Origin of the sequence: Dyadobacter sp. 3J3 (genome assembly GCF_009801115.1) — a bacterium.
Lineage (GTDB): Bacteria > Bacteroidota > Bacteroidia > Cytophagales > Spirosomataceae > Dyadobacter.
In genome coordinates this window covers 127,989-151,784 of the sequence record NZ_VTOL01000004.1, presented here as the reverse complement: position 1 = coordinate 151,784, position 23,796 = coordinate 127,989, and the positions used below count along the sequence as shown (strand labels likewise).

At 40.6% G+C, this 23,796-nt stretch carries 25 protein-coding genes; 9 read left to right on the top strand and 16 right to left on the bottom strand.

The genetic code is table 11. The features are described 5' to 3' along the window. Positions 1 to 37: 37 nt before the first annotated feature. A complete protein-coding gene (locus FZF08_RS10180) occupies positions 38 to 709 on the top strand; it encodes a peptidoglycan DD-metalloendopeptidase family protein (RefSeq protein WP_159468539.1) in 672 nt (223 codons plus the stop codon). Between the two features lie 92 nt (positions 710 to 801). Here FZF08_RS10180 and FZF08_RS10175 read toward each other — a convergent pair whose 3' ends face one another. The 4 genes from FZF08_RS10175 to FZF08_RS10160 form a co-directional block, all read right to left on the bottom strand. Further along, positions 802 to 2,031: an MFS transporter gene (locus FZF08_RS10175; protein ID WP_159468538.1), complete on the bottom strand. Its 1,230-nt coding sequence runs from the start codon at positions 2,029 to 2,031 to the stop codon at positions 802 to 804. Positions 2,032 to 2,056: 25 nt separating this feature from the next. Then, complete coding sequence (locus tag FZF08_RS10170; protein ID WP_159468537.1) at positions 2,057 to 2,728, bottom strand: FadR/GntR family transcriptional regulator; 672 nt, start codon at positions 2,726 to 2,728, stop codon at positions 2,057 to 2,059. 113 nt (positions 2,729 to 2,841) lie between these two features. Next, complete coding sequence (locus FZF08_RS10165) at positions 2,842 to 3,594, bottom strand: SDR family NAD(P)-dependent oxidoreductase (protein ID WP_159468536.1); 753 nt, start codon at positions 3,592 to 3,594, stop codon at positions 2,842 to 2,844. Positions 3,595 to 3,647: 53 nt separating this feature from the next. After that, positions 3,648 to 5,351 carry a S41 family peptidase gene (locus FZF08_RS10160; RefSeq protein ID WP_159468535.1) on the bottom strand — a complete coding sequence of 568 codons (1,704 nt, stop codon included), beginning with the start codon at positions 5,349 to 5,351 and terminating at the stop codon, positions 3,648 to 3,650. A gap of 301 nt (positions 5,352 to 5,652) precedes the next feature. Here FZF08_RS10160 and FZF08_RS10155 point away from each other — a divergent pair, with 301 nt between their 5' ends. The 3 genes from FZF08_RS10155 (at position 5,653) to FZF08_RS10145 (ending at position 8,318) form a co-directional block, all read left to right on the top strand. Then, positions 5,653 to 6,246: a Crp/Fnr family transcriptional regulator gene (locus tag FZF08_RS10155; RefSeq protein ID WP_159468534.1), complete on the top strand. Its 594-nt coding sequence runs from the start codon at positions 5,653 to 5,655 to the stop codon at positions 6,244 to 6,246. Between the two features lie 174 nt (positions 6,247 to 6,420). After that, positions 6,421 to 7,896, top strand: a complete 1,476-nt coding sequence (locus FZF08_RS10150; RefSeq protein WP_159468533.1) for a DUF6973 domain-containing protein — start codon at positions 6,421 to 6,423, stop codon at positions 7,894 to 7,896. Further along, positions 7,893 to 8,318: a hypothetical protein gene (locus FZF08_RS10145; RefSeq protein WP_159468532.1), complete on the top strand. Its 426-nt coding sequence runs from the start codon at positions 7,893 to 7,895 to the stop codon at positions 8,316 to 8,318. The genes FZF08_RS10150 and FZF08_RS10145 overlap by 4 nt, the downstream gene beginning before the upstream one ends. Before the next feature lie 56 nt (positions 8,319 to 8,374). Here the strand turns inward: FZF08_RS10145 and FZF08_RS10140 are convergent, their stop codons facing one another. Beyond that, positions 8,375 to 10,324 (bottom strand): acetoacetate--CoA ligase, encoded by a 1,950-nt coding sequence (locus FZF08_RS10140; RefSeq protein WP_159468531.1) that lies wholly within the window; start codon positions 10,322 to 10,324, stop codon positions 8,375 to 8,377. A 274-nt stretch (positions 10,325 to 10,598) separates the two neighbouring features. Here FZF08_RS10140 and FZF08_RS10135 point away from each other — a divergent pair, with 274 nt between their 5' ends. Further along, the gene (locus FZF08_RS10135) at positions 10,599 to 12,500 is read left to right on the top strand and encodes a pseudouridine synthase (protein WP_159468530.1); all 1,902 of its coding nucleotides are present in this window, start codon (positions 10,599 to 10,601) and stop codon (positions 12,498 to 12,500) included. Positions 12,501 to 12,623: 123 nt separating this feature from the next. Here FZF08_RS10135 and FZF08_RS10130 read toward each other — a convergent pair whose 3' ends face one another. The 10 genes from FZF08_RS10130 to FZF08_RS10085 all read right to left on the bottom strand — a co-directional run bounded on the left by FZF08_RS10130 (position 12,624) and on the right by FZF08_RS10085 (position 18,728). Further along, a complete protein-coding gene (locus tag FZF08_RS10130) occupies positions 12,624 to 14,162 on the bottom strand; it encodes a Do family serine endopeptidase (RefSeq protein ID WP_159468989.1) in 1,539 nt (512 codons plus the stop codon). 204 nt (positions 14,163 to 14,366) lie between these two features. Next, on the bottom strand, positions 14,367 to 14,798 hold the full coding sequence (locus FZF08_RS10125; RefSeq protein WP_159468529.1) for an Hsp20/alpha crystallin family protein: 432 nt from the start codon (positions 14,796 to 14,798) through the stop codon (positions 14,367 to 14,369). Between the two features lie 469 nt (positions 14,799 to 15,267). Next, positions 15,268 to 15,591: a hypothetical protein gene (locus FZF08_RS10120; protein WP_159468528.1), complete on the bottom strand. Its 324-nt coding sequence runs from the start codon at positions 15,589 to 15,591 to the stop codon at positions 15,268 to 15,270. After that, positions 15,588 to 15,890 (bottom strand): hypothetical protein, encoded by a 303-nt coding sequence (locus FZF08_RS10115; protein ID WP_159468527.1) that lies wholly within the window; start codon positions 15,888 to 15,890, stop codon positions 15,588 to 15,590. Before FZF08_RS10115 ends, FZF08_RS10120 begins: the two co-directional genes overlap by 4 nt. Beyond that, positions 15,868 to 16,038, bottom strand: a complete 171-nt coding sequence (locus FZF08_RS10110; RefSeq protein WP_159468526.1) for a hypothetical protein — start codon at positions 16,036 to 16,038, stop codon at positions 15,868 to 15,870. The genes FZF08_RS10115 and FZF08_RS10110 overlap by 23 nt, the downstream gene beginning before the upstream one ends. Beyond that, positions 16,035 to 16,187, bottom strand: a complete 153-nt coding sequence (locus tag FZF08_RS10105) for a hypothetical protein (protein ID WP_159468525.1) — start codon at positions 16,185 to 16,187, stop codon at positions 16,035 to 16,037. Before FZF08_RS10105 ends, FZF08_RS10110 begins: the two co-directional genes overlap by 4 nt. Further along, a complete protein-coding gene (locus FZF08_RS10100) occupies positions 16,184 to 16,411 on the bottom strand; it encodes a hypothetical protein (protein ID WP_159468524.1) in 228 nt (75 codons plus the stop codon). Before FZF08_RS10100 ends, FZF08_RS10105 begins: the two co-directional genes overlap by 4 nt. 21 nt (positions 16,412 to 16,432) lie before the next feature. Further along, on the bottom strand, positions 16,433 to 17,179 hold the full coding sequence (gene rnc, locus FZF08_RS10095) for a ribonuclease III (RefSeq protein ID WP_159468523.1): 747 nt from the start codon (positions 17,177 to 17,179) through the stop codon (positions 16,433 to 16,435). A 14-nt stretch (positions 17,180 to 17,193) separates the two neighbouring features. Beyond that, complete coding sequence (gene fabF / locus FZF08_RS10090; protein WP_159468522.1) at positions 17,194 to 18,447, bottom strand: beta-ketoacyl-ACP synthase II; 1,254 nt, start codon at positions 18,445 to 18,447, stop codon at positions 17,194 to 17,196. Between the two features lie 44 nt (positions 18,448 to 18,491). Then, on the bottom strand, positions 18,492 to 18,728 hold the full coding sequence (locus FZF08_RS10085; RefSeq protein ID WP_015813362.1) for an acyl carrier protein: 237 nt from the start codon (positions 18,726 to 18,728) through the stop codon (positions 18,492 to 18,494). 229 nt (positions 18,729 to 18,957) lie between these two features. Here FZF08_RS10085 and kdsA point away from each other — a divergent pair, with 229 nt between their 5' ends. The 4 genes from kdsA (at position 18,958) to FZF08_RS10065 (ending at position 21,639) form a co-directional block, all read left to right on the top strand. After that, positions 18,958 to 19,770 carry a 3-deoxy-8-phosphooctulonate synthase gene (gene kdsA, locus FZF08_RS10080; protein WP_159468521.1) on the top strand — a complete coding sequence of 271 codons (813 nt, stop codon included), beginning with the start codon at positions 18,958 to 18,960 and terminating at the stop codon, positions 19,768 to 19,770. A 65-nt stretch (positions 19,771 to 19,835) separates the two neighbouring features. Further along, the gene (locus FZF08_RS10075) at positions 19,836 to 20,546 is read left to right on the top strand and encodes a phosphatase PAP2 family protein (protein ID WP_159468520.1); all 711 of its coding nucleotides are present in this window, start codon (positions 19,836 to 19,838) and stop codon (positions 20,544 to 20,546) included. Positions 20,547 to 20,635: 89 nt separating this feature from the next. Then, positions 20,636 to 21,100, top strand: a complete 465-nt coding sequence (locus FZF08_RS10070; protein ID WP_159468519.1) for a GyrI-like domain-containing protein — start codon at positions 20,636 to 20,638, stop codon at positions 21,098 to 21,100. Between the two features lie 5 nt (positions 21,101 to 21,105). Then, the gene (locus tag FZF08_RS10065) at positions 21,106 to 21,639 is read left to right on the top strand and encodes a DNA-3-methyladenine glycosylase I (RefSeq protein ID WP_159468518.1); all 534 of its coding nucleotides are present in this window, start codon (positions 21,106 to 21,108) and stop codon (positions 21,637 to 21,639) included. Here the strand turns inward: FZF08_RS10065 and recQ are convergent. Continuing rightward, positions 21,636 to 23,789: a DNA helicase RecQ gene (gene recQ, locus FZF08_RS10060; RefSeq protein ID WP_159468517.1), complete on the bottom strand. Its 2,154-nt coding sequence runs from the start codon at positions 23,787 to 23,789 to the stop codon at positions 21,636 to 21,638. The two genes, FZF08_RS10065 and recQ, sit on opposite strands and share 4 nt — an antisense overlap. Positions 23,790 to 23,796 lie beyond the last annotated feature (7 nt).

Sequence of the window (23,796 nt, the reverse complement as noted above, 5' to 3'; positions counted from 1 at the left end):
TTTGATCTGCCTTTGTTTTTTTCAAATTTGATATAAAATGAAACCATTAGCAGAAATACTTCGTGAGCATTCGCATTTTGAAAAAGTTATTTCCAGTCAAAAACCGTTTCGGAAACTTGACTTTTCAGAATCCAATAAAGATCTTCTTGCGCAGGATCTGACGGAAACTTCTGTTTTTTCTGCCTATGTTTTTGATGTAATGCTTTCAAAAAATCAATACACTGGCATTGGCGGCTATGATGAAAACCGGGTGATTTACAGGCAGCGTGATCATTTTACAAATCAGGAAAATCCACGAAGTATTCATTTGGGCGTTGATATCTGGGCGGAAGCAGGAGAACCAATTTATGCACCACTAAATGGAACAATTCATAGTTTCGCATTCAATAATAATAAGGGAGATTATGGCCCGACTATTATTGTAAAACACGAATTAGTGAATACCGAATTTTACACTTTATACGGTCATCTTTCCCTCAAATCACTGGATCGTTTGTATGAAGGAAAACCCGTAAAAGCGGGAGAAAAAATCGGATCTATTGGTAATTTCCCCGTAAACGGCGACTGGCCTCCACATCTTCATTTTCAGGTTATTAGTGAAATTGAGACATATAAAGGAGATTTTCCGGGTGTCAGCAGCTCAGAAAATCGAGAGTACTTTTTGAAAATTTGCCCTGATCCAAATTTGATCCTGAGAATAAATGGTTAAACACAGAGGTAAAGGAGTAAAAAAAAGGAGTTTCGCAGAGAGTAATGAAAAACTCTGTGAAACTCCTTTCTTTAACTCACCTAACTCTGCGTTTAACCCTTTTTCCGTTCAAGGTTCGGTAAAAATCCGGTTAATAATCCAATCAGCGGCAAGAAAGAACAGACATAGAACACATATTCAATACTGGTACTATCCGCTAATCTTCCTAAAAGTGCCGAACCGATTCCTGCGATTCCAAATGCAAATCCGAAGAATAAACCTGCCACCATTCCGACTTTTCCGGGAATCAATTCCTGGGCATACACGAGAATTGCAGAAAACGCTGAGGAGAGTACCAAACCGATAATCACGGTTAGTGCGCCTGTCCAGAAAAGATTGCAATACGGTAACAACAGAGCGAATGGTGCAACGCCCAGAATTGAAATCCAGATCACATATTTTCTTCCGATTTTATCACCAACGGGGCCGCCTATAAATGTGCCCGCCGCTACCGAAAATAAGAATATAAACAAATGAATTTGAGAGCTTTGTACAGAAATACCAAATTTATTGATCAGGTAAAAAGTGTAGTAGCTTGTCAAACTTGCCATGTAAATGTATTTTGAAAAAATCAGAAGCAACAAAACACCTATTGAGAACGCTACTTTTCCTTTTGAAAGATTTAACGATGGTTCATTTGAAGTACTAGCTTTTTTACGGTTCAAATGCATATTTTTCTTATACCAGCCGCCCACTTTCGATAAGATAATAATAGCAATCAAAGCCACAAGAGAAAACCAGATGATCTGGTGACGGCCATAAGGTAAAATAATCAGAGCCGCCAATAATGGCCCCAAAGAACTTCCTGCATTTCCCCCAACCTGAAAAAGCGATTGAGCCATTCCATGCCTGCCTCCCGACGCCATACGAGCAATTCGTGATGCTTCCGGGTGAAATACAGCCGAACCAATCCCGATCAGTCCTACTGAAAGAAGAATAATTTCAAAACTTGGCGCCATCGATAAAGAAACCAGTCCAAGCATGGTAAAACACATCCCGATTGCCAAAGCAAAGGGCTGCGGTTTTTTATCCGTATACAATCCTACCAACGGCTGAAAAACGGACGCACTTAATTGAAAAGTAAAGGTGATTAATCCAATTTGGGAAAAGCTTAATTTAAACGAATCCTTAACCATTGGATAAATGGATGGAATGAGCGATTGCAGGGTATCATTTAAAAGGTGGGAAAAACTTAAAGCCAATAAAATTGGAAATACAGCCTGTTCAGCACTTACAACAGGAGTTTGGTAATGTTCTGAAGGATTTTCTTCAACGGTTTTCATAACTATTATTCTTAAAAAACGGATACTAAACAGGTTGGCCGGTTATTCTTGCCGCCCACTCCCATGCCTTTTGTGGATCTTGATCTATAATACTTTGGAGCAAAGCTTCGTGATATTCCTGCGTATTGATAAAACTCTCTGTATCAACATATATTCCCGAAAAATACTCTTTCATATTACGTGCTACTGTTTTATACAGATCAAGTAAAATTTCACTTTGAGATGCTGTCGCGATGCATAAGTGGAAGCTTATATCGGCTTCGATACAGGCATCCGGATTGTTGGCTAACGCCATTTCCTTCCGTTCTTCCAGATATTTTTTCATTTCTAAAATATCCTTTTCCGTACGGTTCAGGGCCGCTTTTTCGGCAATTTTGATTTCAAATAGTTGGCGGATTTCGTTTAACTCCTGCCCCTTTGCTCTTAGAAATCTATCCGTTAACGATTCTGAAGCAATTTGTTTTTGTTCGACAAAAGTGCCCAAACCCTGTTGGACACGAACCAGTCCCGCATTTGATAAATTTCTTACTGCTTCCCTGATCGTTGACCTTCCCACGCCAAAAACCGTCATTAATTCTGGTTCTGTTGGTAATTTCTCACCTATTGCAAAATCCCCGTCCTGGATCTTTTGCTGCAATCTGCTGGCTACATCGTCAGCGAGACTAAGTCGTTTTATTATGTTTTCTTTATTCATCATATCATCTGATGTTTCAAAAGTATAAATTATTTTATTTTTTTACAAAAAATAATGGGTGTCTTACCAAATAAAATTTTGGCAAGACACCCATTATAATTTTAAACTGACTTTTCTTATTTTCTATAAATCGTAGTTGCGGCAGATTGAGCGCCTGCAAGAATTGTCACATCAGCGATTGTTACACGTGCCGGTGCGTTCACGGCATACAATATCATATCGGCAATATCACTTGCCTGCAAGGGATCAAAACCCTGATAAACTTTCTCAGCACGTTCTTCATCACCTTTAAAACGAACCAACGAAAACTCTGTTTCCACAGCTCCTGGCGCAACATTCGTCACTTTTATTCCATGCTGAGTTAATTCCAGGCGCATTCCTTCACTCAAAACTTCAACAGCTGCTTTTGACGCGCAATAGACAACTCCGTTGATGTAAGTCTGCTTTCCGGCAACAGAACTGATATTTACAATATGTCCTTTGTTATTTGCGATCAGCGTTGGAATAATTGCTTTTGATACATAAAGCAATCCTTTTACATTTCCATCAATCATCGCATCCCAATCATCGGTATCACCCTCATCAAGCGATCCTAAACCATGCGCATTTCCGGCATTGTTGATCAAAATATTAATATTTTTCCAATCGTCCGGCAATGAAGAAATTGCATCAAACACCGCTTTTTTATCTCTTACATCGAAAAGCAGTGTTGTAATTTTTACTTTTTGAGCTAACTCGGCAACCACACTCTCCAGTTTATCCTGGCGACGGCCGCAAAGTATCAGATTGATTCCTGCCGCAGCAAATGCTTCTGCTGTGGCTTTTCCTATGCCGGATGTTGCTCCGGTTATTAATGCAATTCGGGACATTATTTAACTAAAATTTTGTATTTGCCAGCCGGAACTTTCAGGATAACAATTAACTATTTATCAATTTTTTTCGTATTCAAACTGCTGAAATTGCCATTTTCGAGCTCAGTAGCTTTACTAAACTGTTTCAGAGCATTTTGATACACATTATCCATTGGATTCAGCACTTCATAGATCTCGTTGTTCAAACCATTTTTATGCTTTCTTCCCCAGACATAACGACCAATAATGGCTTTGGTCTGGGATTGAATAACTGGTTTTGAACGGTTCAGTTCTTTTTCATTCAACTTGATTCCGGATCTGGTTGCGTCTTTTACAAGCTCGGAAATCATGGCATCAGAAATCTGGAAAGTTTTTAAATATTCAGGGAAAGTCTGTTTTTCAAGCTGTTTCTGATTTTCATTGGCATAACGCAGTGCATATTCACGTATAATATTTTTGGCATAAAGCTCAAATAAATACTTACTGTTCATCAGCGTATCGCGCGGTACAAAAACATCCGGCATAATTCCTCCACCCCCATAAACAGTCCTTCCGCCATCCGTTTTATAGGCTTTTGTTTTATCAAATTTGATACTGTCTGCATTAAAGAATTCCCCGCTGTCGTAGCGGTGCGTCAGATCCTGGTTGTAATCTTCTCCTTTGCCCATTTGGTAAGGCTTCTGGATACTGCGCCCACTTGGTGTGTAATATCTTGAAATTGTAAGACGCAATTCCGCGCCATCCGAAAGTTTGATCGGCATTTGCACTAATCCTTTTCCGTAAGAACGGCGGCCTACCACCAGCGCACGGTCATGATCTTGTAAGGCACCTGCTAAAATCTCGGAAGCAGAAGCACTTCCTTCATCAACCAAAACCACTAACGCTCCCTGCTCAAAACCACCTTCCACATGCGAACGCGTTTTGCGGTCGAACCGACTGTCTTTTCCCTCAGTGTAAACCAATAGTTTATCTCCTGAAATAAATTCATCGGCAATACTTGTGGCGCGTTCCATATATCCGCCCGGATTTCCGCGAAGGTCGAGCACCAGTTTTTTCAGACCGGCGGCTTTAAGCGTACTTAATGCGGATTTGAATTCATCAAAAGTCGTTTCCGAAAAACGGGTCACTTTGATGTAGCCAATTTCCTTATCAACCATATACGCAGCGTCAACGGAATAGGTAGGAATCCGGTCACGTACTACCTCAAAATTCAATTTATCTTTTAAACCAAGTCGTTCAATCGTAAGCGTTACTTTGGTTCCACGTTTGCCACGAAGTAATTTGTAAACCTGAGCATTGGTAACGCCCGGCGCAGAAAGTACATCTTTATTTACTTTGAGGATTCTATCGCCACTTTGGACACCAACAGTTTCGGAAGGCCCGCCACTTAATGGCGTTACAACATAAACCGTATCGTTATAAATGTTAAATTCTACCCCGATACCGTCAAAGCCAGAATCAAGCTGCGATCTTGCCGCTGTCGCTTCTTCTGTATTGAAATAAGCGGTATGAGGATCCAGCTTTTCCAGCATTTTGGAAATCGAATAATCGACAAGCTCTTCCGTATTCACAGAATCGACGTAATTATTTTCTACCAAAAGCAAAACTTCCCGGAATTTGGCATAGCCTTTCGCCACGTCGGTCAGCTTTTTGCCACCGCTAAAAAAGGTACTGCCCAGCAACATACCGGCAGCCAGCGTAATGCTGATAATAATGGGTAAACGGATGACAGATTGTGAATTGCTGACGGGCTTTTCCGGAATTTCCTGGCTCATTTATAAATTACTTTTTTAATAAGTAAAGTTAAAATTTTATTTGGGTTAATAAACATGTCACTAACGAATGGCCGGGATAAATCCTTGTGCTGGTTTTAAATATAATGGCAAAGCAGTTTTCTATGATTTTGAGAGCAATCATCTTTGTAGTTATAAGCAGTAAAAATAAATTTGAGATAGTCAATATTTGATTAAAAAAGGTGACTTGTAGTAACAGTTTGTCATTTTTAATTAAATACTTTTACGCAACGGTATGAAAATCTTCTAAATAAAAATTCCCACCCTTACTACTCATACCGAGATGTTAAAGCTTTTCAACTACGACCTGCAAAATTTTGCTAGTCCATCAGCCAGTAAAGCACTTCTTTCCAAAATTACCGTCAAAAAGTTAGCAGAATCTGAAACGATTCTTTCTCCCGGTCAATACCAGCAAAATTTATATTTTATAAAAGAAGGCGTTGTTCGCTGCTATTATCAGTCGCTTGAAATGCAATGGACAAATTGGTTTGCTGCTGAGGGAAGTCCGATTTTTTCAACAGAAAGTTTTTTGAGCGGTAATCCATCACCTGAATATATTGAGACTTGTACACCAGTTATACTTTATCAAATAACCAGAGAAGATTACCAAACCTTAATGGAAGAATTCCCTGAGCTCTATGAACCAGCCTTTCATCTTCTTCATAATTATCTGCATATATCAGAAAAACGTCTTTATGGTTCTCACATGCAGGCAGCCTATAAACGTTACGAAGAGTTTATAGAAACACACCGACATATCGCCAATCGAGTTAAGATGCAGCATATCGCCAGCTATCTGGGTATTACACCCACGCACCTTTCTCGCATTCGAAAAGAATTTGCCCGAAAAGATTTCAATAATTTAGTAAACAACTAATGTAGATACATGAATCAACCTATGTTGAGAAAGTTGTTTGGCTATTGACAGGCAGGTTTTTACACTTTATGTTTACAATAAGCAAAGCCACCTTCACCCTTCGGTTGGTCCCCACGGGTAACAGGTGACTTTGCAGAAGTCCAACTGTTTCCACAATTAAACCAAGACAAAATTATGAAAAAAATTGTCAACTCCGTTGGCCGTTTAATTCCGGCTATTTTTATGTCTGGCATGCTGTTAATATCAGGATGTCAGGAAGATCAAAATGATGTTGTAAAAAAAAGTGATTTGAGTGAAGTTCCAGATTCAATGTCAGTAACCATAGGAGAAGCAAAAACCTATTTTTATAAAAATTTCAGTTCCGCTATTACAGGACAAGAAAACAAACGAACAGTAGCGGGTAATCTAAAAAATAAAACTCCCCAATGGGACAAAGCTGGCTATAAAACAATATCCTTTGGTGAGGCCGTTATTGTTCCTCTTGAATTTGAAAATTTAAATTTGATTGTTAATCCGAAAACGCGCGCCTACGTTCCATACAATCAATTAAATTACTTAATGATGTATAAGGACAAACAAAAATCTGTGAGAACGGAATGGATAACATTGATGCCCGACTCGTCATGGCTTTACGGAGGTAAAAATATTTATACAGGCGATATTCTTGTGCGGAATTGGGAGGGAGAATTTATTAAGGTTTACAGATATGATAAAAACGGCTCGATCCAGTCGTTTAAGGTCGCAAATCCTGAAAATTTAACTGGCAGTAAGGTGAGTTCCAATACAACATTTACCCAATGTATGAATATGAGATCAAACGCAACTTGCACCTGTTCAGACAAGAACAATTGCGATATGTGCGAAATTTGTGCCCCTTATGTTTGTTTTACCATGACATTAATCTCTGAACCATTTGATCCAGTTAATGGTTCAGGTGGGGCTAGTGGCGGGAGTACATATACGGGAAGCCTGAACGGAGGAGGAGGAAATGCTGGTGGAGGAAATTATGTGCCGACATGCAATCCAAACATTGCTCCTGGAACTGCGGTAGGGGCGAATCAGGCAATGCCATGCGGTACAACTTTGACGCCAATTACTATAATTACTCCAAACAATTTGGCGGGGCCTAATTATAATACATTTGAAGGGTTTGCTGGAGATAGTTTTTACAAACCATTTTTTGATGAGCTCAGTGATGCTGAAATAAAGTTTCTAAAGGAGCATGTTAATTTGATATGGTCAGGAGCAAGGAATGCTAATGAAGTAGTTAATTATGGAAATGCCAGATTTTATGATGCTCAAGCAGATAATACAAATGCAAATGCATATAAGCATTTACTTTGGACTGGCACTAATTATCTATCATGGGACTTAGGTAACAATACAAATTATGCTAATGATTTTGCAAAACTTCATGAATTAGGGCCAGGATCTTTTAACCAACACGAAATGGATAGAATCAATAATGAAGTTGCTTTAGAGATCGCAAAAAATTTATCCATAAGTAAAAGAAATAGAGATGGTATGTCTGAAGCTGCCATGAAAATAATGGTTCAAAGCGATACACCATGTGTAAGATTATATGGTGCTGATGCTAAAGGCACTTTAATTAAGACAGATGGCTCAGGAAGAAAACCAAATGTAAAATGAAAAAAAAATTCTTATTCATGATTTTGCTAGGAGGTTCACTGTCCTCTTGCCAAAAACAGCATATTTGGGAATACAACGTGTCGCAAGCGTGCTATGCCGATGCCTTTTATATCCTACCGGATTTTAAGCCCAGGAGTTTTATAATTAATGTTGATGGAACGCTCAACCAAGACGTTGTTTTAGTAATTACAGGTACACAACCTAGCAGTGATAATTTAAACCAAAGATTCATTGGTTTAAATTATCACAGAAAATTAAGTAAAGGAATAGTTTCGTTTTCCGATAGTGTTGAACTTTATGTAGACGACTTAAAAATTATCCTTTCAGGATCAGACACAACTTTGTACCCAAGCCCTGAAAGCAAAGGTACTTTACACTGTTTGCCACTAGGGGAGGTCAAAGTCAAACTAACACTCAATTAGGAATGGCAGCACATTTGCTGCCATTCCTTTTTTATCAAAGGGTATTTAATAAACTTTCAAACAAACCCATCCAAAGCCTCCGGATTCCGCATCGTGTCCTTACTGACCGCTTTTGCGGGATCCATTCCCATCAGTATTTTCTTAACCGGTGCTTCCATTTTTTTTCCGTTGATCGTATAAGGAATGGCGGCGACAGCTTCGATGGTATCAGGGACGTGGCGCGGACTATATTGTGTTCGTAATGCGTTTTTTATTTCCTCTTTCAGCGCTTCCGTCAGTTTTTTATTGTCTTCCAAAACCACAAACAAAGGCATAAATCCTCCCCCGTTTTCTTTTTCAAGATAAACCACCAAACTGTCCTTGATTTCCGGAAGACTTTCGACGGCGCTGTAAACCTCGGCAGTTCCAATACGGATTCCGTCACGGTTTAAGGTTGCGTCTGATCTTCCGTAAATAATAACGGAGCCTCTGGATGTGATTTTGATCCAGTCGCCGTGGCGCCAAATGTTTGGATAGGTTTCAAAATAGCTGCTTTCGTAGCGCTCGTTGTCTTCATCATTCCAAAAATAAATCGGCATGGAAGGCATTGGCTGGGTGATTACCATTTCCCCCAATTCTTCAATAACCGACTTCCCGTTTTCATCAAAAGCTTCCACTTTGGCACCCAAAGCACGGCTTTGAATTTCTCCCGGATAAACAGGTTCCATTGGATTTCCCCCAACAAATGCACTGCAAATATCCGTTCCGCCGCTCAATGAAATAAGCCAGATTTCCTTTTTGACATGCTGATAAATCCATTCATAAACATCTGGCGGAAGTGGAGAACCTGTTGAGCCAATTGTTTCCAAATATGAAAGCTTCTCAGAAGGAACACTTGTTCCGGCTTTCATGCAATTAATGAAATAAGCTGCGCCGCTACCAAAATGGGTGATTTTAGCGCGTTCTGCCAAGGTCCATAAAACTTGTGTATTGGGAAAGGCGGGAGAGCCATCATAAAGCACCAGTGTCGCTCCGCATAACATGGAGCCTAAGGCAAAATTCCACATCATCCAGCCCGTAGTAGAGTACCAGAAATAGCGGTCGCCAGGTTTTACATTTTGATGAATGGCCAGTATTTTCAAATGTTCAAGCAAACAACCGCCCACACTATGCGTTATCGCTTTCGGTTTGCCTGTTGTACCAGAAGAATAGAGTACCCAGATCGGATGTTCAAAAGGTACCGCTTCAAAATCGATTCCGAAATTAGGCAAATGTAAAATATCCTCCCACGACCTTATCCCTTCCGGTTTTGAGTCAGAATTGATATTGGAAATCATAACAATATCTTTAACAGAAGGAAGTGCAGAACCCAGCTCCATCGTTGTTGCTGTGGTATCAACAGTTTTTCCATTGTAATGATACCCGTCTGTCACGAATAATACCTTAGGTTGAATTTGTGCTAACCGTTCCACAATCCCAGCTCTGCCAAAATCCGGCGAACAGCTTGACCAGACAGCACCAATCGCGTTCGTCGCTAAAAATGCAACAACGGCCTGAGGAATATTTGGTAAAACGGCGGCAACCCTGTCGCCCGGCTTAACGCCCCGTTGACGAAGCCATGTTGAAACAGCAGCTACCTGCAATTCAAGCTCTTCCCAGGAGATTTTTGTTAATCCTTGTGTTTCAGATTGAAAAAGTATGGCGGGATGATCCTTAGTTTTATTTCTGAAAATATGTTCCGCATAATTAAGGCTTGATCTTCTAAACCATTGTGTCCCAATCATGCCCTTTTTGGGTCTACGCAAAACTTCAAGATAAATATCGTGAGATTTGATATGAAAATATTGCCAGAGACTTTCCCAGAAATCTTCAAGATCCGTCACCGACCATTCCCATAAATCATGATATCCACGAAAATAGAGCCCTTTTTTAACGAAAAGCCAGTCCATGTACTTTTTGAGATTAGACTGTTCTGTTAGTTTTTTGCCTGGTTTCCAAAGAGGTTGTAACTGTATATTCGTTGGCATAGGACGTGCAATATTTAATGAATATCGGGTAACGATCATTAGTAACGTCGCAATGACACATTTCGGATAAAACAAATGAAAATATTTAGTAATAAAAATTAGTGTATCTTTGCATTTCAAAACATAAATAACACATAGTACTCTGAACATCAGATACGTTTGTAAATGCGTTTTAGTGGCATTTTGTTATGACAACGGTCATCAAAATCACTAACCGAAGTAACAACAAGTTTGTAGAGAGGAAACAAAATCCAGTAGTGATACTGCATTCCTAATGAGAAAAAGAATAACAAAATCGAGTGATGCGAGCTCTTCGCGTCCTCCAGGAAGAAGTGCAAGTGCTTCTGGCCGCCCATTTGGTAAAAAACGTCCGGAGGCAGAAAGCCGCTTCAGCAAGCCAAGTATTAAAAAATCCAGCCTAAGAGCTGCAAGCCCAAGCGCAGAATCATCAAGATCTTATAGCGACAGACCGAGCGGAGACAAACCTCGCTTCGACTCAGAACGTCCACGTTACGACAAACCGAATTTCGGTAAGCCAGGCTTTTCAAAACCAGGTTTCGAGAAACCGCGTTTTGACAGATCAGGTTCTGGAAGACCAGAAAGATCAGGTTCTGATAGACCTTCTTTTGACAAACCAAGAGGTGAATTTGCACCAAGAGAAAGATCAGAAGGTAGAAGTTTTGATAAGCCGCGTTTTGATAAGCCGCGTTTTGAAAGATCCGGTTCTGACAGACCGGAAAGATCAGGTCAGGACAGACCATCTTACGACAAACCGCGTTCTTCAGATCGTGATGGAGATTCTCGTGAATTTAAGCCAAGAGGTGAATTTGCACCAAGAGAAAGATCAGAAGGAAGAAGTTTTGATAAGCCGCGTTTTGAAAGATCTGGCTCAGATCGTCCTTCATTCGACAAACCACGTTCTTCGGACCGTGATGGGGATTCCCGTGGTTTCAAGCCAAGAGGTGAATTTGCTCCCGGTCAGGACAGACCAAGAGAAAGATCTGAAGGAAGAAGCTTCGATAAGCCTCGCTTTGAAAGATCCGGGTCTGACAGACCTAATCAAGACAGACCTGCATTTGATAGATCACGTTCATCAGACGGAGATTCTCGCGAATTCAGACCCGGTCAGGACAGACCCGGTCAGGATAGACCAAGAGGTGAATTTGCTCCAAGAGAAAGATCCGAAGGAAGAAGTTTTGACAGACCAGGTTTCGGTAAACCTCGTTCAGAAAGAAGCAGCGACGCACCACGTGCTTTCAAACCAACTCCTTCAAACGGCAGACACGAAAAGCCAGCTTTTAAAAAAAAAAGTGATTTCGAAGAGGTAGTTGATCAAGACCCAACGACCGAGACGCGTGCTGTTGAAGATGCCGCAAACCGTCGTGTTGGAAGATTTGAAACGGCACCGCGTTATAATTTAAGTGGTTACGATAAAAAACCAGGGGCGAAAAAACGCAAGGAAGAAAGTTCTGAAATGCGTTTGAACCGATATATTGCCAACGCCGGTATTTGTTCTCGTCGTGAAGCTGATGATTTGATTGCATCGGGACAAATTTCTGTAAATGGAAAAGTAGTTACAGAAATGGGTCATAAAGTTGATCCATCTGATGTAGTTAAATTTGGTAAAAAAGCATTGAGCCGCGAGAAACTGGTTTATGTGTTGATTAACAAACCGAAAGATTACATTACCACAACTGACGATCCAGAGGAACGTAAAACAGTTTTGGATTTGATCAAAGGAGCTTGTTTTGAGCGTATTTACCCGGTAGGACGTTTGGATAGAAATACAACCGGGTTGCTTTTGATGACAAATGATGGAGAACTGGCTGAAAAGTTGACGCACCCATCAAACGGAATCAAGAAAATTTATCAGGCTGAACTTGATAAACCGATCACAACAGAAGATTTCGAACTACTTCAGGCCGGCTTAGAACTTGAAGACGGTTTTGTGAAACCTGATGAAGTAGGAATCGTTACTGCGGATGCCATGGTTGTTGGATTGGAAATTCACAATGGGAAAAACCGTATCGTTCGTCGTATGTTCGAACACCTTGGTTATGAAGTTCAAAAACTGGATCGTACCGTTTTTGCAGGATTAGACAAGAAAGATCTACCTCGCGGAAAATGGCGTTTCCTAAGTGAAAAAGAAGTTGTAAGATTGAAGTTTATGCTTTAAAATTCAATAAGCTTTTTCAATAACAATAGATAAAAAAATAAGTCCTGGAAAATTCCAGGACTTATTTTTTTATCTATTTATCAGCGACTTCTAACAGCTAATATCCTAATCGCCAGAAGCTAATTAAAATCTAAATCCGAATGAATAAACATCATAAGGAGCATCAATATATAAACCTTCAAACTGAACCATCGAATCTGATTTTCCAGCAAGTGAAGCTTCGAGTTCTTTGACTGATTTCACTGGTTTACCATTTACTTTGGTAATAATAAAACCTTCTTCAACGCCTGTCCTGGCAAGTTTTCCACCATCAATTGAAAGTACTTTCACGCCACCTTCCACTTTGTAGCGTGTAAGACGTTGTTTTTCCTGATCACTGATATTTCCAAACTGCGCTCCTAATACACTCGTAACCACGGCTGACTCGTCGCGTTTCAAAGCTTCTGCACCGCCTGTGCGGTTCCGCAATGTAACGCTTAAATCTTTCTCGGCTCCATTACGGTTTACAGTCACGGTAACTTTATCGCCAGGTTTGTGCAAACCAATTGACTGCTGTAATTCAGGAATTGAATGTGTGTTCATGCCATCCACTTTCACGATCACGTCACCTTTGGTAACTCCACCCGCTTTCGCCGCGCTATTTTCCGTGAAATCACGAACGTATACACCGTCATTTACTTTCACACCATATTCTTCCGCTTTACGACTGTCGAGTTCATCAAGTGAAATACCTAAATATCCACGCTGAACATTTCCAAATTTGATTAAATCGCCCGAAACTTTTTTAACAATACTTGAAGGAACTGCAAAAGCATAACCTGCAAAACTTCCAGTTGGACTGGCAATTGCCGTATTGATACCAATCAATTCCCCTTTCAAATTTACTAATGCGCCACCGCTGTTTCCTGGGTTAACAACTGCATCCGTCTGAATAAAAGATTCCAAAGGAACATCTCCGGTTGTGGCCGAAGTAGGTGTTGCATTACCACGACGATTTTGCGACTGACCAATGATTCCCAATCCACGTCCCTTTGCACTTATAATCCCGGCCGTTACCGTTGATTCCAAATTAAACGGATTACCAACCGCTACTACCCACTCTCCTACTTTTACAGCATCAGAACTGCCAAAAGTTATAGCAGGGAGATTTTTGGCTTCAATTTTAATTACAGCAATATCTGTCGAAGGATCTGCACCAACTACTTTTGCACGAAATTTACTTTTATTTGATAAAGTAACTTCCAACTCCTGAGCGCCTTCAACCACGTGATTATTAGTTACAATATATCCGTCAGCAGAAATTACAACACCTGACCCTGACGCTTCCGACGATTGAGGCCCACGAGAACCTCCGCCTCCAAAATCATCTCCAAAGAAATCACGGAAAATATCCGGAATGTCTCCCTGGCTACCCCGTGACGTTCTTGTCATCGTAGATTTAATATGGACTACCGTTGGCGTAGTTGCCTCTGCTGCATATACAAAGTCACCCGGAGCGCCAGCCGGTGCACCTGTTGATGTGAAACGTGCTAGTGACTCCGAAGGTGATTCCTTAAAAATAACATCCCGATCACTACTTGAACTTAAAAGTTTAAAGCCTGCCAGAGTTGATGCGCTCGAAAGCAGCCCAACCAATACCAAAGCTTTCCAGTTTGTTTTCATTTCCATATGTTGGGGTTAGAACTATATTGAACAAATAACGTAAACGAACCTACAAATTATTCCCTTTGTAAAGCCATTTAACATATTTTAACAAAGGTATGAATCTGAAAATTCACTAAAACATAATTCCCACTAATTATTAATCTTTTATATAGCAAAAAAGGCGTTATTCATGACAAATAACGCCTTTTCCCAAATTAAATTTTAAGCAATTTCAATTTCACGCAATGGTTTTTCAATTGCTTCCTCGCGTTTTGGAAGATCTACTTTTAAAATTCCGTCAGCATAAGCCGCCACAATTTTTTCACCATCTACTGAATTTGGCAAAGTGAACGTTCTTTGGAACGAGCTATATTTAAATTCTCTGCGAGAATATTTCTCATTTATTTCTTCTTCTTTTTGCTCTTTTTGAGCCGAAATTGTCAACTGATTTTTTTCAAGGTTCAATTTGAAATCCGCTTTCTGTAATCCAGGTGCAGCAACTTCAATCCTGAAACCTTCTTTGTTTTCAACAACATTAACCGCTGGAACGCTTCCGGCATAAGCTGGTGCAAAAAATTCATTTAAATTTTCTTTGCCAAAAAATCCATTATACAATTTAGGATTCGCGAAGTGGGTTTTAACTAATGTGCTCATGGTCTTTATAGGTTTTTATTTTTTGTGATTTAAATTTTAGTACCGTTGCGGTATGTTAGGGTTTTTAAAAATTTTGTACCGATGATAAAAAAGTCAAGAAAATACAGACAAAATGTCTTACTCTTTCAAAAAACTCAAATTAAAGTGACATAATGGCCGAAAAATGCCAGGCATTACTGAATAACTGACAATTATTTAGGTGATTGACCTGAGAGATTTAGTTGAATTTTAGGGATTTGTGACGAATTGGTATCGGACGTACCTACGGCACTACGGGCGTTCGTTGATTACGCCTTTTCCACGGAATAAATTCCGTGGCTACAATGTCGGTCTTGCCTACGGCAATGTTATTCGCCCGAATTGAATCCGGCTTCGTTGTTTTGTTACTATGGATTCAATACCGGAAAACAAATCAATATGGTTTCCGAAAAAAATACCGTAGGTACGACCGACATTGTAACCGTGGATTTCAATCCACGGAAAAGAAATCAGCATGGTTTTCGAAAAAAGTACCGTAGGTACGACCGACATCGTAACCGTGGATTTCAATCCACGGAAAAGAAATCAGCATGGTTTTCGAAAAAGTACCGTAGGTACGACCGACATCGTAACCGTGGATTTCAATCCACGGAAAAGAAATCAGCATGGTTTTCGAAAAAGTACCGTAGGTACGACCGACATTGTAACCGTGGATTTCAATCCATGGAAAAGAAATCGATCCAATTTCTGAAAAAATACCGTAGGCATGACCGACATGGTAGCCGTGGATTTCAATCCACGAAAAAGCAATCAATCCAATTTTCGAAAAGTACCATAGGTACGACCGACATCGTAACCGTGGATTTCAATCCACGGAAAAGAAATCGAGCCAATTTCTGAAAAAATACCGTAGGCATGACCGACATGGTAGCCGTGGATTTCAATCCACGAAAAAGCAATCAATCCAATTTTCGAAAAAGTACCATAGGTACGACCGACATCGTAGCCGTCGATTTCAATCCACGGAAAAGCAATCGATCCAATTTCTGAAAAAATACAGTAGGCATTACCGACATAGTAACCGTGGATTTCAATCCACGGAAAAGAAATCAATCCGATTTCCGAAAAGTACCATAGGTACGACCGACATCGTAGCCGTCGATTTCAATCCACGGAAAGCAATCGATCCCATTTCTGAAAAAATACCGTAGGCATGACCGACATGGTAGCCGTGGATTTCAATCCACGGAAAAGCAATCAATCCAATTTTCGAAAAGTACCATAGGTACGACCGACATCGTAACCGTGGATTTCAATCCACGGAAAAGAGATCAGCATGGTTTTCGAAAAAGTACCGTAGGTACGACCGACATGGTAGCCGCGGATTTCAATCCACGGAAAAGCAATCAATCCGATTTCCGAAAAGTACCATAGGTACGACCGACATCGTAGCCGTCGATTTCAATCCACGGAAAAGAAATCAATCCAATTTTCGAAAAAGTACCATAGGTACGACCGACATCGTAGCCGTCGATTTCAATCCACGGAAAAGAAATCGATCCAATTTCTGAAAAAATACCGTAGGCATTACCGACATAGTAACCGTGGATTTCAATCCACGGAAAAGCAATCAATATGGAATTGAAAACAAAAACCTATTTCAATTCAAGTTGTTCACAAGCTTTTTCCGATGCCGATTGTTCTGCTTTTTTCTTGGTAAATCCATTACCAACCGCGAACGGCTCGTCGTTAACTAAAATTTGGGAGATAAATTCACGGTGATGGCGCGTGCCTCGTTCTTCAAGTATTTCGAAGCGGACTTCCTTTCCTTCCCGTTGCGCCCATTCGATGATGAGGCTTTTGAAGTTGATGTTATTCTGGATAATATCGTCCAGATCGTAATGCGTTAATAATTTACTGATGATAAACTTCCGTGTAAAACGAAATCCTTTATCCAGGTAAATTGCTCCAACAAATGCTTCAAGTGCATCGCCATACATGGAAGATCTTGGGGACATCCCACGACGATTTCCATCATATTCGATAAGCTTGTCCAAACCCAGCTTGCGGGAAATTTGATTAAGAGCTTCACGGTTAACAATCCGTGAACGGATTTCCGTAAGAAATCCTTCGTCTTTGTAGGGATATTTGGTAAATAAAAATTCGGCAACAACCATTCCTAAAACCGCATCACCCAGATATTCAAGTCTTTCGTTGGATTCACGAAAACCCTTGATCGCTGTTTCACGGGAGGCAGATGTATGGCGGAATGCCAATTGGTAAACACCCAAATTGGAAGGGCGGTCGCCAATTACATGCGCAATAGATTCCTTAAATTTCTTATCCTCAGGACTTCCGGTTCTAAATAAAGCGAGGATCGGTAAAAGAATTCGTTTTGCCAAAATCAATAAATTAATTATTCCTCGAACCTTTTGAAAATAACGGAAGCATTATGACCGCCAAAACCAAAAGTATTACTTAGGGCTATATCGACCTTGCGTTTTTGCGCTGTATTAAAAGTTAGATTTAACCGGGGATTGATTTCCGGATCATCCGTAAAATGGTTGATCGTAGGCGGAATAATCTGATCCTGGATCGCCATAATACAGGCAGCAGCTTCAATCGCACCCGCACCACCAAGCAAATGCCCGGTCATGGACTTTGTTGAGCTGATACTCATGTTATAAGCATGCTCACCAAAGAACCTCTCAATGGCTTTTATTTCCTGAGGGTCACCTATTGGCGTTGAAGTACCGTGCGTGTTAATATAATCAATATCCTCAGGTTTTAAACCAGCATTTTCAAGGGTATTTTTCATTACCATGTAAGCGCCGCGGCCTTCCGGATGCGGTGCCGTAATGTGGTAAGCGTCCGAAGACATACCACCGCCGATCATTTCCGCATAAATTTTTGCGCCTCGTGCCTTCGCGTGTTCATACTCTTCTAGAATCAGCGCTGCACCACCTTCTCCCAAAACAAACCCGTCACGATCCTTGTCGTAAGGCCTGGAAGCCGTTTCAGGCGAAGCATTATTTTCCGATAATGCCTTTAAAGCATTAAAACCACCTACCCCTGCATTGGTAATCGCCGCCTCAGAACCACCCGAGATACATACATTCATCATACCCAAACGAATATAGTTAAATGCATCAATCAAAGCATTAGTTGCAGAAGCACAAGCTGAAACAGTAATGAAAGTTGGCCCGCGAAAACCATAGCGAATCGAGAGAACTCCAGACGCGCTGTCAGCGATCATTTTCGGGATGAAGAACGGATTAAAACGAGGGTTTCTCCCACCATCAGAGAAGTTTAAAACTTCGTCTTCAAATGTTTTTAAACCACCGATACCCGAACCCCAAATTACACCGGCTTTGTCGAGATCAAGTGTATCTGCGTCAAAGCCGGCGTCCTTCATTGCTTCATCAGTCGCAATAACGGCATACTGGGTAAACGGATCCATTTTACGAGCTTCCTGGCGCGGAATGTAATCCTGTATGTCCAACCCTTTAACCTCACAGGCAAATCGGGTCCGAAACCGCTCGGCATCAAACCTGGTTATAGGCGCAGCACCGCTTACGCCTGCAACTAAATTTTTCCAATAGGTAGGAACATCATTTCCAATAGGCGTCAATGCGCCCATACCGGTAATTACAACTCGCTTAAAACTCATAAAATAGGGACAGAAAAAGAAGATGATACTGGAAAAGCGTAAAACTATTTTACGTTTTCTTCCAAATATGCAACAGCCTGACCAACTGTACCAATGTTCTCGGCTTGATCATCAGGAATAGAAAGATTGAATTCTTTCTCAAATTCCATAATCAATTCAACGGTATCTAGAGAGTCCGCTCCCAAGTCGTTCTGGAAGTTTGCTTCTGGCGTTACCTCCGACTCTTCTACGCCGAGTTTTTCGACGATAATTTGCTTAACTCTTTCTGCAATTGCTGACATTTTGTAAACACTTTTTGGTTAAAATCGCAACAAAGAAAGATATTCTACTTCACTTTGTCAACATTTTTTTAATACCTGTAATAATACTATCCCAAAAGTGGGGGAAATAAAAGAAACAGAATATCAAATGCTTAACCATATAAGTTCCACGAATACAACGAATCACATAGAGAAGATTGCAGATAACCGTACCTTTACAGAACTTTATTAATTTTTGATTATTCGTATTATGTTGTCAATTCCGAAATTAAAAAACACCGATTCTCCCCAGTTTTTCCTTATGGCAGGCCCTTGTGCAATAGAGGGAAGAGATATGGCATTGCGTATTGCAGAACATATTGTTACGCTGACAGACAGGCTTAAAATACCCTATATTTTCAAAGGATCTTACCGCAAGGCAAACCGCACCAAAGTAGATTCTTTTACCGGAATCGGTGACGAAAAAGCTTTAAAAATTTTACAGGAAATCAGTCAGACTTTTGGTATCCCTGTTGTTACCGATATTCATGAGTCACACGAAGCTGCTTTCGCTGCTGAATATGTTGATGTGTTGCAAATTCCAGCTTTTTTATGCCGCCAAACCGAATTAATCGCCGCTGCGGCACGTACCGGAAAAGCGGTAAATGTCAAAAAAGGACAGTTTCTTTCAGGCGCTTCTATGAAATTTGCAGTTGAAAAAATAAATGAAACAAATCCCGACTGCCAGGTTTTATTAACCGACCGTGGAAATAGTTTCGGATATGGCGAACTGATCGTAGATTATAGAAATTTACCTGCGATGCGTGCTTTCGACGTACCTGTTATTATGGATTGTACGCATTCTTTACAACAGCCAAACCAGGAATCAGGTGTTACAGGTGGAAAACCTAAATTGATTGAAACAATCGCCAAAGCCGCTATTGCAGTTGGTGCAGACGGATTATTTATTGAGACGCATTTTAACCCGGCAGAAGCAAAATCCGATGGTGCTAATATGCTTCCCTTAGATCAGCTTGAAGCTTTGCTTGAAAAATTAGTTCGCGTTAGAGAAGCGATTTTGTAACAACCGAATTTCTTTAATTCAGATTGCGGTTCTGGCCGCAATCTCTTTTTATTCAACTCACTCTCATGAAAAAACAGTTTACACGTTGCATCTTCTTTGTAACTTTTATCTGTCAGGGTTTATTTTCATCGAATATTTCCGCTCAGGCAATTGACTCTGTTTACCACGATTCTCTTGTTCAGAAAAAGGAAGAAAAACTTTGGCAGTTCAGGCCAATTGAGGCAGTCGCACCGGTATCATTGGCGCTGGCTGCGTTTGTTACCCAGGGATCAATTAGCAGACATCTTAAAAATAATTTGGTGGGCCAAACCGAGAATTTGCATACACACGCAGATGATTATTTGAGATATCTACCCGGTGCTGTCAGTTTGAGTTTGGGAGCTTCGGGTGTGAAAGGAAAACACTCTTTCGGCGATCAGCTTGTGCTGGCTATTCTTTCCAATATTATCGCGCAGGGTGTTACCGGAAGTTTAAAGATGATTTCCAAATATCCGAGACCGGACGGTTCAGACAACAAATCATTCCCTTCCGGACATGCTAGCAGCGCCTTTACAAATGCCACTATTTTACATGAGGAATATGGCCAAAGAAGTGTTTGGTACAGCGTTGGCGGATATACCACTGCAACAGCCGTGGGCGGCATGCGCGTACTTCAAAACAAACACTGGCTTGCAGACGTCCTGATGGGTGCCGGCATCGGTATTGCTGCGACAAAAGTCGTTTATATCAGTTATCCATGGCTTAAACAAACCGTTCGACGGATACGGAAGCGATAATTTAATTTCGAATTTTTCAAAACATCCTGACATAGGGCTGTCACCACGGAATATTTAATTTGCAATTCACCAGTCAAATTAAATAATCCATGGAATTGAAAAAAATACATCCGATGCAGGTTTTGTGTTTTGAAACAAAAACAACGCTTTCGGAAATCGGAGAATATGTACGGGTAATCGCTCATAAAATGTATCAGGCTGCCGTACAAAACGATCTGGAAATCACGGGGCCGGTTTACTGGGTTTATGAAGGAATGGACGGAAATCCGGAAACTGTCTTTTCGCTAACGATTGCTTTGCCAATATCTTTCAAAGAAAAAGAACTTCAACATTCCGATTTTAAGCTGAAAAGTCTCCGGTCATTTCATTGTGCCACGACGACGCATTTAGGCGATTGGGGGAAGTTGGGAGAAACTTACGGAGAGCTAATTCCCAAAATATTTTCCAATGGCCTTACCATGAGCGGAGAAAACAGGGAGATTTATTTAAATATGGATTTTCAAAATCCGGAAGCTAATATTACCGAAGTCCAAATAGGAATTACTGAGCATTAATATCCATGTCTTACTGCGATTACGTAAATAATAACCAGTCCGAACTTCCGGATTATCTTCTTCACAAGCACTATCATGATCATCAATACGGTTTCCAGATCGATGACGATGATGAGCTTTTTGGCAGATTAATCCTTGAAATAAATCAGGCAGGTTTGAGCTGGTTATTGATGCTGCGTAAACAGGAAGGCTTTCGAAAAGCTTACAGTAATTTTTCCATTGAAAAAATTGCAGCATATAGTGATGAAGATCGTGCACGATTATTACTTGATCCGGGAATTATCCGTAATCGTTTAAAGATTAACGCAGCAATCGTTAATGCGCAAAAAATTGTTTTGCTGAAAAAGGAACATGGCTCTTTTAAAGGCTGGCTGGATGCGCATCATCCGCTAACGCTACCTGATTGGCTGAAATTATTTAAGAAGAATTTCAAGTTTGTTGGAGGAGAAATTGTGAATGAATTTTTGATGAGCACCGGGTATTTGCCTGGTGCGCATAGCATTGGGTGTCCGGTTTATGAGGAGGTTGGGAAAAATTAATTCCCCTGCTCCTCTTCCCAAACCGCCAACGCCAGCTTAATCTGCCCATAATCATACTTCTCATTCAACATGTCAAAAAGAGGTTTCAAGGGTTCGTCCCGGCGGATACTCAATTCCTGTGCAGCCGTTACAATGATTTTGTAGATATTCGGATCTATTAATGCTTTCAAATTAATCTCGTGACCATCTTCCTTTAATTTTACCAAATGAGAGATAATAGTAACCGGGTTCAGATCCCGTTTTTCTGCTATTACTTTTAGTGAATAACCGGCCTTGAATAAATCCCAGGTTTCAACGTACGTCATTCCTTTGGCTACACGTGTTCCAGGTTTGGTATTTTCCCTTGCAAAATCAACGATTTCTTTGATAAAAGTTTCTCCATAATTCCGGAAACGCTCCGTACCAATACCTGAAATTGCCTTCATCTGCGCTTCGGATACAGGTCTTTTCTGTGCCATCTCTGATAAAGTCGCATCGGTAAAAACTACATAAGGCGGAACGCTCATACGATCTGAAATTTGTTTACGAAGTATTCTTAAACGTTCAAAAAGTGCATCACGAATAATTTCCTGTTTCGGTTTTTCCCTTGGAGTTTGTGCTTCTTCTTTGGCCTTACGTTCAGAAAGTGGAATAAATCTGACCAGTTCCACTTTTCTTTTTCCATATAATACCTGTTGACTTGCAGGGTTTAATTTGAAAGAATGTGCTTCATCATACGCAATATCCATCACTCCCGAATTCAATAATTGACTGATATATTCCGCCCACTCTTCTCCGCGCAGATCGTGTCCTACACCAAAAGTTGGTAATTTGTCATATCCATACTGCAAAACATTTTTATTCCGGCTTCCTCTTAAAATGTCAATCAGCATACCCATGGCCACTTTTTCTTTGGTACGGGCAATTCCTGACAGTGCTTTTTGTGCGATTACCGTCGCATCAAATCTTGATCTCGGGTTTCGGCAAACATCACAATTTCCGCAGTCCTGTTCAACCGCTTCATTGAAATAACTTAGCAAAATTCTTCTCCGGCAAATATCTGCTTCCGCATATTGTTTCATCCGGTTCAGTTTCGCGTTCAATAATTCTTTTTGCTCCTCAGACTGATCAGAATTGGATATCATATCCTGGCGGGTGATAATATCCATATAACTATAAAAAAGCACGGTATCAGACGGCGATCCGTCTCGCCCGGCGCGACCAATTTCCTGATAAAAACTTTCTACGTTAGATGGTAAATTATAATGGATAACCCAGCGAACATTCGATTTGTCAATACCCATTCCAAAGGCTACCGTTGCAACAATAATCTGGATATCGTCTCTGAGAAATTGCTCCTGAACTTTCGATCGCTTGTCAGAAGCTAGCCCGGCATGGTAAAATTCTGCTTCAAAGCCTGCTTTTTGTAAACTTGCAGTAACAGTTTCTGTTCCTTTTCGGCTCAGACAATAAATAATTCCTGCTTGCCCCGTGTGTTTCTTTAAAAAGTTTTGAATCTGTTGTAACCTTCCTCTTCCTGGTAAAACATTCAGACTTAAATTCGGTCTGTCAAAACTGGCAATGAAAGTTTGCGCTTCTTCAATTCCAATTTGTTTTAAAATATCTTTTCTGGTGACGCGGTCCGCAGTGGCCGTTAAAGCGATCACCGGGACGTTCGGAAAATATTTTTTCAATGCACTTAGCTGGCGATATTCCGGACGAAAATCATGGCCCCAGGAAGAAATACAATGCGATTCGTCAATGGCAAAAAGGCAAACATTCCATTCCCTTAAAAACTCAAAAGTATTTCCTGAAAAAAGTCGCTCCGGCGCTATATAAAGTAATTTTAATTCACCGATTTTGGCCTGCCACATGACCTGATCCTGCTCGGCAGAAGAAAGTGAGGAATTAAGAAACGCCGCATTCACTCCATTAACCCTAAGCGCTTCAACCTGATCTTTCATCAAAGCAATCAACGGAGAAATCACAACAGTTAATCCTTCATGAAGTATAGCAGGAATTTGAAAACAAACAGATTTCCCTCCCCCCGTTGGCATCAAGACCAGACAGTCATTGCCGGCCATAACCGTATCAATAATCTCTGCCTGCTGGGGCCGGAAAGAATCGTAACCAAAATATTGTTTTAAAGCCTGTTCTTTATTTATGGACATGATGAAG

Excerpts from the sequence above, each read along its gene's own strand:
- FZF08_RS10135 (WP_159468530.1), top strand. The coding sequence starts at position 10,599 with ATGAGAAAAAGAATAACAAAATCGAGTGATGCGAGCTCTTCGCGTCCT.
- FZF08_RS10130 (WP_159468989.1), bottom strand. The coding sequence starts at position 14,162 with ATGAAAACAAACTGGAAAGCTTTGGTATTGGTTGGGCTGCTTTCGAGC.
- FZF08_RS10140 (WP_159468531.1), bottom strand. The coding sequence starts at position 10,324 with ATGCCAACGAATATACAGTTACAACCTCTTTGGAAACCAGGCAAAAAA.
- FZF08_RS10150 (WP_159468533.1), top strand. The coding sequence starts at position 6,421 with ATGAAAAAAATTGTCAACTCCGTTGGCCGTTTAATTCCGGCTATTTTT.
- recQ (WP_159468517.1), bottom strand. The coding sequence starts at position 23,789 with ATGTCCATAAATAAAGAACAGGCTTTAAAACAATATTTTGGTTACGAT.
- kdsA (WP_159468521.1), top strand. The coding sequence starts at position 18,958 with ATGTTGTCAATTCCGAAATTAAAAAACACCGATTCTCCCCAGTTTTTC.
- fabF (WP_159468522.1), bottom strand. The coding sequence starts at position 18,447 with ATGAGTTTTAAGCGAGTTGTAATTACCGGTATGGGCGCATTGACGCCT.
- FZF08_RS10165 (WP_159468536.1), bottom strand. The coding sequence starts at position 3,594 with ATGTCCCGAATTGCATTAATAACCGGAGCAACATCCGGCATAGGAAAA.
- FZF08_RS10155 (WP_159468534.1), top strand. The coding sequence starts at position 5,653 with ATGTTAAAGCTTTTCAACTACGACCTGCAAAATTTTGCTAGTCCATCA.
- FZF08_RS10070 (WP_159468519.1), top strand. The coding sequence starts at position 20,636 with ATGGAATTGAAAAAAATACATCCGATGCAGGTTTTGTGTTTTGAAACA.
- FZF08_RS10175 (WP_159468538.1), bottom strand. The coding sequence starts at position 2,031 with ATGAAAACCGTTGAAGAAAATCCTTCAGAACATTACCAAACTCCTGTT.
- FZF08_RS10170 (WP_159468537.1), bottom strand. The coding sequence starts at position 2,728 with ATGATGAATAAAGAAAACATAATAAAACGACTTAGTCTCGCTGACGAT.
- FZF08_RS10085 (WP_015813362.1), bottom strand. The coding sequence starts at position 18,728 with ATGTCAGCAATTGCAGAAAGAGTTAAGCAAATTATCGTCGAAAAACTC.
- FZF08_RS10160 (WP_159468535.1), bottom strand. The coding sequence starts at position 5,351 with ATGAGCCAGGAAATTCCGGAAAAGCCCGTCAGCAATTCACAATCTGTC.
- FZF08_RS10065 (WP_159468518.1), top strand. The coding sequence starts at position 21,106 with ATGTCTTACTGCGATTACGTAAATAATAACCAGTCCGAACTTCCGGAT.
- FZF08_RS10180 (WP_159468539.1), top strand. The coding sequence starts at position 38 with ATGAAACCATTAGCAGAAATACTTCGTGAGCATTCGCATTTTGAAAAA.
- FZF08_RS10075 (WP_159468520.1), top strand. The coding sequence starts at position 19,836 with ATGAAAAAACAGTTTACACGTTGCATCTTCTTTGTAACTTTTATCTGT.
- FZF08_RS10145 (WP_159468532.1), top strand. The coding sequence starts at position 7,893 with ATGAAAAAAAAATTCTTATTCATGATTTTGCTAGGAGGTTCACTGTCC.
- FZF08_RS10125 (WP_159468529.1), bottom strand. The coding sequence starts at position 14,798 with ATGAGCACATTAGTTAAAACCCACTTCGCGAATCCTAAATTGTATAAT.